Origin of the sequence: Methanofollis sp. (genome assembly GCF_028702905.1) — an archaeon.
Lineage (GTDB): Archaea > Halobacteriota > Methanomicrobia > Methanomicrobiales > Methanofollaceae > Methanofollis.
Genome location: NZ_JAQVNX010000096.1, coordinates 1 through 7,924, shown reverse-complemented (window position 1 = coordinate 7,924; position 7,924 = coordinate 1). Strand labels below are relative to the sequence as shown.

At 62.5% G+C, this 7,924-nt stretch carries 13 protein-coding genes; all 13 read right to left on the bottom strand.

Features of this window, described 5'->3' with window-relative positions; genetic code table 11:
• Positions 1-308 (bottom strand): hypothetical protein (locus PHP59_RS10210; protein ID WP_300166626.1); only part of this gene is annotated, 308 nt, incomplete at its 3' end.
• A 14-nt stretch (positions 309-322) separates the two neighbouring features.
• Complete coding sequence (locus PHP59_RS10205; protein ID WP_300166624.1) at positions 323-523, bottom strand: hypothetical protein; 201 nt, start codon at positions 521-523, stop codon at positions 323-325.
• Positions 523-945: a hypothetical protein gene (locus PHP59_RS10200; protein ID WP_300166622.1), complete on the bottom strand. Its 423-nt coding sequence runs from the start codon at positions 943-945 to the stop codon at positions 523-525. Before PHP59_RS10200 ends, PHP59_RS10205 begins: the two co-directional genes overlap by 1 nt.
• A 41-nt stretch (positions 946-986) precedes the next feature.
• Positions 987-1,358 (bottom strand): hypothetical protein, encoded by a 372-nt coding sequence (locus PHP59_RS10195; RefSeq protein WP_300166620.1) that lies wholly within the window; start codon positions 1,356-1,358, stop codon positions 987-989.
• Positions 1,359-1,393: 35 nt separating this feature from the next.
• Positions 1,394-2,587 (bottom strand): hypothetical protein, encoded by a 1,194-nt coding sequence (locus PHP59_RS10190; RefSeq protein WP_300166618.1) that lies wholly within the window; start codon positions 2,585-2,587, stop codon positions 1,394-1,396.
• Positions 2,584-3,687 (bottom strand): baseplate J/gp47 family protein, encoded by a 1,104-nt coding sequence (locus PHP59_RS10185; protein ID WP_300166616.1) that lies wholly within the window; start codon positions 3,685-3,687, stop codon positions 2,584-2,586. The genes PHP59_RS10190 and PHP59_RS10185 overlap by 4 nt, the downstream gene beginning before the upstream one ends.
• Complete coding sequence (locus PHP59_RS10180; RefSeq protein ID WP_300166614.1) at positions 3,684-4,043, bottom strand: hypothetical protein; 360 nt, start codon at positions 4,041-4,043, stop codon at positions 3,684-3,686. Before PHP59_RS10180 ends, PHP59_RS10185 begins: the two co-directional genes overlap by 4 nt.
• A 36-nt stretch (positions 4,044-4,079) precedes the next feature.
• Entirely contained in the window at positions 4,080-4,391 is a 312-nt protein-coding gene (locus PHP59_RS10175) for a hypothetical protein (protein ID WP_300166612.1), read from the bottom strand.
• Positions 4,388-4,867, bottom strand: coding sequence for a hypothetical protein (locus tag PHP59_RS10170; protein WP_300166610.1), 480 nt, complete (start codon positions 4,865-4,867; stop codon positions 4,388-4,390). The genes PHP59_RS10175 and PHP59_RS10170 overlap by 4 nt, the downstream gene beginning before the upstream one ends.
• Entirely contained in the window at positions 4,864-5,691 is an 828-nt protein-coding gene (locus tag PHP59_RS10165) for a hypothetical protein (RefSeq protein WP_300166609.1), read from the bottom strand. Before PHP59_RS10165 ends, PHP59_RS10170 begins: the two co-directional genes overlap by 4 nt.
• On the bottom strand, positions 5,688-6,047 hold the full coding sequence (locus PHP59_RS10160; protein WP_300166607.1) for a hypothetical protein: 360 nt from the start codon (positions 6,045-6,047) through the stop codon (positions 5,688-5,690). The genes PHP59_RS10165 and PHP59_RS10160 overlap by 4 nt, the downstream gene beginning before the upstream one ends.
• A 1-nt stretch (position 6,048) precedes the next feature.
• On the bottom strand, positions 6,049-6,624 hold the full coding sequence (locus tag PHP59_RS10155) for a phage baseplate protein (RefSeq protein ID WP_300166605.1): 576 nt from the start codon (positions 6,622-6,624) through the stop codon (positions 6,049-6,051).
• A 37-nt stretch (positions 6,625-6,661) separates the two neighbouring features.
• Positions 6,662-7,924: hypothetical protein (locus tag PHP59_RS10150; protein ID WP_300166603.1), on the bottom strand; the 1,263-nt coding region annotated here is incomplete at its 5' end.

The window sequence follows — 7,924 nt, the reverse complement described above, 5'->3', positions numbered from 1 at the left end:
AACTTGTCCACGTAGAAACCGCCGAGGAGCAGGTTGTTCAGGTTCGTCTGCGTGAAGCCGGCGCTGCGGAAGAAGGGGATCCACACCTGGTGGATCTCCAGGTCATTCGGCGAAGCCGCCCCGTCCTGGATCCTCAAGATGCGGTTGAGGAGGGACGGAAGCTGGGAAGCCGGGTCGACCGGGGCACCCTGCAGGGTGGCGTCGTCGCCGAGGTTCAGGTTCGAGAATGTCTTGCCGGCACAGTTCTTGTCTGCGTCCATGTTCAGGCCGGAGAGCGAGCCGGCGGCGCCAGCCTTAGGGACAACCACGATGTTTCTCATGATCAGGTCCTCGAAAAGATGTTCATGATGCCTTTCGTCTGCTCGCCGCTCTCGTCGTACTCCTCGACGATGTCGGCGATCGGGACCGTGCGGACTACGGTGTCGCCGTTGAGGAAGACGTAGTTGCCCCCGTCGATCCGGTAGCAATCGGCGTCCAGGACCTCGCGGCCGGCGGGAATGTCGATCTGGATCTGCTGCGCCATCAGACCGACCCCTTCACCTGGTAGAGAGCGTTGTGGCTGCCATCGGCGTCGACGTTCGTGAACCGGATCGCCTTGACTCGGTCGGGCACAGCATAGATGACCAAGCCGAGCGATGCCGGCAGGACAAACTTGCCCTGATATCCGTCACCGTTGCCAGTGTCGATCTCGACATAGACATCCTGGTCCTTGACGAAGATGTCGGTCTCCCGGCATGCAGTGGGGAAGACCTCTTCCCGGGGCGAGGCGGCCGACACCGTGACGAACCCGATGGCGCCGGTCGAGGGATTGACTTCGTAGGACGTCGCCGCGGCCTCGACTGCGACGACAGGGATGTTGACCTCCTTGCCGTCGACGTTCACGCGGATGGTCTTGACGTACTCCCGGTTCGGACCAGCCGGGATGCTGATCTGGCTTTCTGTCATGCCTGCAGGGTCAGGCAGGGGCAATAAAAAGGAGAGTCGGGTTAGGTTGCGGTAATGGGATACTCACAGGCGATGGTGCAGCCGATCGCATTCCACACCTTGATGGGGGTGGCGAGGACCTCCCGGCCGAGCATCGCCCCCCCGGACGCGGCATTGTGGATCGAGATCTCGTAGAGGTCAGTGCCATCGGGGAAGTCTCCGGGCTGGAAGGCGCACTCGAAATGGACGGTGGAGCCGTCGGTTGTGATAACGCCGCACGCCCGCCGCTTGACCGGAGAGACCATTGGTTGAGTGGAGGTTGGTGTGGTGGTGCCGGTGCCAACCTCCATGTACCCGAAGGGAGTGCCGAGGCCTCCTGTGAGTTTTGCCAGCTCTTCCAGGCCGGTGTAGTAGATCGCTTTTCCTGCTGACATGCCTCATTGTCTGTGGGGGACGATAAAAAGGGAGGTCAGGCAGGGACGATTGCTATCAGATCGTCGAAAAAGATGGCGTTGTCCGTATCGCGGTCGTAGTCCGATTGTATATCTGCTCTAAGTTTGAGAGTGTGAATCCCAGAAAATGCCCGTACGTCGATAATAAAATCGTACCATGTATTTTCGTAATAGTAATCATACCGGGATCCCTCTGCATTATATGCCTCTCCGGCCATCACCTTTGACGCAACGGTGGTGTCATCTATCTGGACTGAGATCGTCATACCCCCTGTCGGCCAGTAATGATAATCTGGGTATAGTCCATGTGATAGGAAAGAGACCTTGAGATACCCCCAACTCGACATATCCAGATTTTTCGAGATGTACCCGTAACCCTTTCCATAACGTACCCCTGCCCACCCCTGGTGACAGTGTGTCATTATTTTTGCTGCATATGTACCGGATTTTTTATATTCGGTACCTGCGCTCAATACTGCTGTGAACTCTTTTCCTTCACTCGAATTGCCCAGGTTGACAGCGGTCAGATCCCAACCCGAAACAGTCTCAAATCCAAGCACACTGTCCTTCGTTGGATGTACCGTACCCACGCTTGCCCCCATATTGAGGGATATGTTGGGGTATTGGTATGGGGATGGGAGGAGGTCCAGCACAGCGGTTCGGAACATGCCAGCGCCGATCGCAGCAGCCGGTAGAGTGCGGTGGTGTCGAATGATCGGCAGGATCCCGGCGGGCTTGGATGCCTGCAGGATCGTGCCAAGGGCCGACTGCGTCTCCAGACCGAGGTCGCCGCGCTCGAGGAGGAGGTCAATGCAGAACGCTCCGCGATCTCTGGACGGGGCAGGAATGTCGGGCGGTTCGAGGAGGGTGAAGTCCGTGCCGTATTCCCAGTCCGAGATGGTCGCGATCGCAGCCAGGATGTCGGCCCTCGTGCCGGAAACCTGCCGCCGGCTGAGCTCGACGTAGAACCTGTTTCTGAGCTGCTCGTCGGTCTCGTTCGGGTTGCGCACGAGGTCGAGCAGGGCGACGATCCTGTCCAGGCTGGCGCCGCCGGCCTGGCCGATTTGGTGGGCGTCGAGGATGTCCCTGAACGTGCAGCCAAGCACGTCGAACTGGTGCGCTGCGATCGCTGCGATCTGTGCGTTGGTGGTGCCGGGGTATTTTGCCAGGGCACTGGAGAGGCGCCTCAGGATGCGGTCGGAGGCCGTCATGCTGCCACCGTGATGGTGTGCGGGCCGGCGGCGGGTTTGGCGCCGGCAGCGATCGCGATCGTCTCGCCGAAGGCATCGGCGGCGGTCGTGCCGTCGGTGGCGCTGCAGGCGTTGAGGCCGTCGACTCCCTCAGCGTTGAGGATGGCCCCGACGACGTCGCTGTACTCGATGTCCTCACCTAGGGCGAGACCTGAGAGGTAGGAGTTGATGGCGGATGAGACGGCGGTCTGAACCTGCTCGTCGGTGTAGCCGGCGAGCTTGCGCACGGTGGCGGTGACGGTGATCGAGACCTCGTCCGGACGGCTGAGAGACACCTGAATCCCTGCCGGCCGAGTGGCCTCGATGACGGCGAGGAGGTCCTCGTCGGCGCCGCCCGAGACGACGCAGGTGATGGAGCTGGTGTCGAAGTCCTCGACGATGCCGGCAGCGGTGACCCCATCGACGTCCAGGAGGGCCGACTCCAGGGCGCTGATCGTTGCCCGGGCCTGCGGGGCGTAGGTCCTGGTGCGGGCCCTGAGGGCGGCGTCGGATTCTGTGTCGGCCCCGCCGGCCATTGCAGCGGCGTTGGTAACGGTCTCGATGCCGGCGACGGGGGTGAGGATCGCGGTGATGGTGGCGATCGCTACGTTGCCGCCGGCCCCGGGTTCGTCGGCCTGGACCGCGGCGCCGATCGAAGTCCCGCCTTCGACGAGGGTGACGGCGGCCGAGGTTGAGAAGGTTACGGAACTGTCCGCGGTGGCGACCTGGGTGCCGGCCGGGATGAGGAGTCCCCCTGCAGGGGCAGCGGAGGACCTGGCGAAGGTGACGGTGCCGCCGGCCGTCGTCGCCGGGTTTCGCTCCATGCCGAGGATCGCCACGACAGCGTCCAGGCTGGCACCCTGGGCGGTGTCGAGGTAGCCTGAATAATAGACGCTTTCGAGGAGTTGCCAGGTCCTCGCAAACTCGTAGGAAAGGGCCTTGAGGAACTGGCCCAGGGGGGATGGGTCTCCGAGGTCTATGTCGGAGCCCATGTACTCCCGGGCGAGGTCCTGCATCTCCTCGAGGATTGCGGCATGGTCCTGGAGAGAGAAGCCGGTGGCGGTGACGCCATAGTCGGTCACACTACCGCCTCCAGGGAGACGGCCGTGCCGTCAGTGAGGGTGGCACGGATGATGGCGGTAGCTGACCGTCCCTTGAGCGAGACGGCGATATCGTCGACGCTCTGCAGGTAAGGATAGGTCTCGAGGGCGGCGCGGATCTCGTGCCTGATAACCTCGGCGTTCCTGCCGGCGTCGATCATGGCCAGGTAGTCGGTGCCGAAGGCTGTGTTGAGGGGCAGCGATCCTTTCAGGGATCTGAGGATGACGGTCAGGTCCTGGGTCGCCTTCTCTGTACCGGTGACGAGGGCCAGCCGGTGCATTGAGGAGACGACGAGGTCCCCGTCCTCGTCGAGTTTCAGGGTTGTGCCGAACGACATGCGTGATGGGTCTGTGATGGGGCTAAAAAAGGAGGGTCAGGGATCCTCTGAGACGAGGGTCTGGGTCGGCCCTTGGATGAGAGAGAGGGGATGGCCGCCGGCGTCGTCGCCGGTGTCGCCGATCCTCAGGACCGGAACTCCATCGATGTCGACGAGGGTGGAGTGGGTGGCGCCGAGGGCGATAGTGTGGGTACCCTGGACGGTCTGGCCCTGGACGAGGAGGAGCGCCCCTTCGACGTCGACGAGGGTCTGCGCTGTGCCCTCGATCGTGAGCAGGCCGGCACCTTTGTCGTCACTGCTGATGTCGTACTCGACGATGGTGTCGCCGGCGACGGCAAGGTTACTCATTGGATGCCCCTGTGTGAGATGTGGGCCGCCTTGAGGATCATGTTGCCGGCCGCGTCGATCTCGATGCCTGCTCCGGACTGATGCTGCAGGAGGATCCCGCCGGCCGGCACCGCGGGGACGTCGGCGGTTCTGGGGACGAGGCCGGCGATCACCAGGGCGTGGGCGAGGTGGAAGGCGATCTCCTCGTTGACGTCGACGATATCGAGGTTCTTGAGCTGCTTTTTGAGGTCGTAGTGAGAGTACGCGACGAGGACTATGTCCCCGACGGCAGGGGCAATCCAGAGGGCGCCGGCGCCGAAGCGCTGGGGGGCGACCGGGACGGCGCTGAGGGTGATCTCCCGGCCCCGTCTGCGGTGCTTCAGGCGGACGTTGACAGTCCAGGCGTCGAGGTCGACGCCGGTGACGATGGCCGGGTCAAGGGTGTTGAGCCTGGCGATCTTGCCGTCTATGAGGGTGGTGAGAGCCTGGGCGATCATGCTGTTTTCACCTTGAGTTCGGTGGTGTAGTCGGTGCTGTCATGCGAATACGAGATCGCCCGGTAGTCGCCTGATGCCCCGGGGATCCTGGAGGCGAGGCGGATCACGCTGTTGACGGCGACCTGCCAGGTGAGGAGGCAGGTGATGATGCGATCGTAGGCGCCGTCGTCGGGGTCGGCCTTCTTGGTGCTGATGAGGCCGGTCGCCGACGAGGCGACGATGGCCTCGGTGACGGGACGGGAGTAGTCTGCAGGGACGAAGTAGCCTGCCCCGCCCTCGACAAAGAACCTGAACGGCTTCTTCTCGTCGGCGGTGTCGTCGCTGCCGCTGCACTGCTGGGCGCACCACTGCAGAGTGGCGGCGATGCTCGGGTCGCTGGTGTACTCGTATGGCGTGACTGCCTCCTGGTCGTCGATGTATCCGGTCGGGACGTCGGCGGCGGCGAAGGCGTCGGAGACGATCTGCCGGATGGGAGTGCCGGCCGGGTAGGTCCTCGGCTCGGCAGAGGTCGGGAAGTCGCTGCTCGTGCAGAGGATGATAGTCTTTGTGTCCTGGCCGTCGATCTCGTCTTCGACGTTGTCGACGGACCCGAGGAAGATGGTGCCGTGGTTGCCGGCATACCCTGCGTCGAGGGTGACTGCCTGGTCGGCGGCAAGCTGGGCCCGGGTGTCCTGGCTGAGGTTGTAGATCGTGATCTCCGCGGTGCCTGCCGCGCTGGTGCTGTCGGCGCTGTCGACGGTGAAGTCGATATCGAGGGTCCTAGCAGGGATGAGGACCTGGCCGACCTGCAGGGAGGTGTATCGGTTCCAGAGCTGCGTCGTCATGTTCCTATCCACACCTCCGTCGCGGAGAGGGCGAAGAGGGTCATGAGGACCTGGTGGGTGTCGGGGTCACGGGCCACGACGGGGGTGAGACGACAGATACGGGTGAGGAGGACTGTCGCCCCGTCACTGATGCGGACGATCCTGATGGTGACGTACGCCTCGTCCGAGTAGGCGTCTCTGAATGTGTAGATGTACCGGATCCAGGGGAGGTACATCTCCTCCTGGGTGATGGGGTCGTCGATGAGGGTCGGGACCTGGCGGAGGTATGCGACGTACGCCTCGCCTGAGACCTTGAATCTGACCTGCTGGGAGAGTCCGATATCGCGATCGATCGGGAGTCTATAGAGTTCTGCCATATCACATCGCCAGGGCATCGTAGAATTTGCCGCCGAACCCGAGGGTGCCGTTGTCGCTCTTCGCCCAAAGGTTCATGGTGTCCTTCCATGCCTCGTTCTCTGACGGGGTGGTCAGGTCCGTCTTGTCGATGGGGATCAGGGCGAGGGTCCGCACTGTGTATCCCCCGGGGAACTGCTCCTCTGCGAGGGTCTTTGCGTCGGTCAGGCCCGACGATATCGTGACGGTCTGGGTTTCGACGATCAGGACCTGCTGCAGTGAGACGGTTGCCTTCGTGGTGTTGGTGGCCTTCCCGTACTGGTCGCTGAGCTTGAGGAGGACGACGTTGTCGAAGACCCCGTGCGGCGTGACGAGACGAATGGGCTGTCTGGCCACATGCAGCGATTCGAGGGTGGCGTACTCGTCCGGGTCGCGCATGAGTTCAAACTCGATTTCGAAGGTGGCGGGATTGAGGGAGACGTGGTCGCTGACGTCAGAGCCACTTTCCAGGGGATGTTTTGGCGCCGCGGCGTCCCGCGTGAGGTCGAGGGTTTTGACCGCGGTGAACTGGTGGCCACCGAGGAGGATCTGATCCGGCATGTGTGATGGGTCAGGGGATAGGCGATAAAAAGAGAGGTCAGATCGTGGCGCCCTTGATCTGGCGGGTCAGGTTGCGCTCGGTCTGTTTGCTGGCTTTCCTGGTGGCGGTGGTGATGATCTGCTCTACCTGGCCCTCGTCGAGTTTCTCGGTGCGGATGTCGCCGACATTGACTTTGTACTCGGTGTTGATCACGGTGGTCGAGGTGTTTGCGGTGGTCACTGCGGTAGAGGCGAGCATGTCTTTTGCGGCGTTGGCTCCCAGCTCGGCGGCGGTGAAGCTCATTCCGATGGGGGTGAGCCTGAAGACGCTCTCGGCGATCTTCCAGAGAGGATGATCGGTGAGGCCCTGCCAGGCGCTGCCGACGGCGTCAGGGATGGCGGTGATCCACCCCCAGACGGTGCCGAGCACTCCGGCAAGGTATTCGAAGGACCCGGTGAGCCAGGGGACGTTCTGGTTGAGCCAGTCAATGGTGCCTTTCAGGGCGCTGTTCTCCCAGCCCCTGGAGACGAGGTCCCAGATCAGGTATCCGGCCCCGACGACGGCCCCTGCGAGGGCAATCCAGGGGAGCCATGGCGAGACGAATGCCCACCCGGCCGCGGCGCCGGCGTAGAGGGCAGCAGTCAGACCGCCGGTGGCGTAGGCCTGCGCCACCTCCGCGGGGATGATACGAGCGTAGATCGAGGCGGCGTACGCGGTGGCTGAGGCTTTCAGGACGAGATATGTTCTTTTCATCTCGTCATAATTTGCGATCACCATCGACGCTGCAGCAGCATTGATCAGGAGCGGCCCGGTGATGCCGGCGATGGCGGTAGCGAGGAGCCCCCCTGTGCCGACGACGGCTTTCATGGGGCCGGGCATACTTTCGAGCGCTGATGCGAGCCCCTCATTCGCCTTGGTCGCTGTGGCGATGACTGGAAGAGCGCCTTCGGACATCTCCATCTGCACCTCTCTCCATGCCGCCGCCGAACTCTTGAGGGTCTCGTTGAGGGAGTCCTGGGAAAAGTCCACATCTTTCAGGAGGTCGTCGCTGTGGTCGAGCACGGCGTTGATGAATGCAATCTTCTGCTGTTCGGTTGTGAGGGCGTCTGATGAGATGCCGAGAGTCGCAGCGTATTTTTTGTTTGCATCGTCGATGTCGATGATGATGCCGAGGTTATCGAGCCAGAGTTTGGACTCTCTGGCAGTACCCGTCATGATCGAAGTGTAGTAATACGACATGTCGCCGCCGAGCTGTCGAGTCGCTGCCCTTGCCATCTCAGTCATGACCGGGAGAGCATCTGAGGAGATGCCAAGGAGCAT

Coding starts and splice junctions, on each gene's coding strand:
- PHP59_RS10205 (WP_300166624.1), bottom strand. CDS start 523: ATGGCGCAGCAGATCCAGATCGACATTCCCGCCGGCCGCGAGGTCCTG.
- PHP59_RS10200 (WP_300166622.1), bottom strand. CDS start 945: ATGACAGAAAGCCAGATCAGCATCCCGGCTGGTCCGAACCGGGAGTAC.
- PHP59_RS10195 (WP_300166620.1), bottom strand. CDS start 1,358: ATGTCAGCAGGAAAAGCGATCTACTACACCGGCCTGGAAGAGCTGGCA.
- PHP59_RS10190 (WP_300166618.1), bottom strand. CDS start 2,587: ATGACGGCCTCCGACCGCATCCTGAGGCGCCTCTCCAGTGCCCTGGCA.
- PHP59_RS10180 (WP_300166614.1), bottom strand. CDS start 4,043: ATGTCGTTCGGCACAACCCTGAAACTCGACGAGGACGGGGACCTCGTC.
- PHP59_RS10175 (WP_300166612.1), bottom strand. CDS start 4,391: ATGAGTAACCTTGCCGTCGCCGGCGACACCATCGTCGAGTACGACATC.
- PHP59_RS10170 (WP_300166610.1), bottom strand. CDS start 4,867: ATGATCGCCCAGGCTCTCACCACCCTCATAGACGGCAAGATCGCCAGG.
- PHP59_RS10165 (WP_300166609.1), bottom strand. CDS start 5,691: ATGACGACGCAGCTCTGGAACCGATACACCTCCCTGCAGGTCGGCCAG.
- PHP59_RS10160 (WP_300166607.1), bottom strand. CDS start 6,047: ATGGCAGAACTCTATAGACTCCCGATCGATCGCGATATCGGACTCTCC.
- PHP59_RS10155 (WP_300166605.1), bottom strand. CDS start 6,624: ATGCCGGATCAGATCCTCCTCGGTGGCCACCAGTTCACCGCGGTCAAA.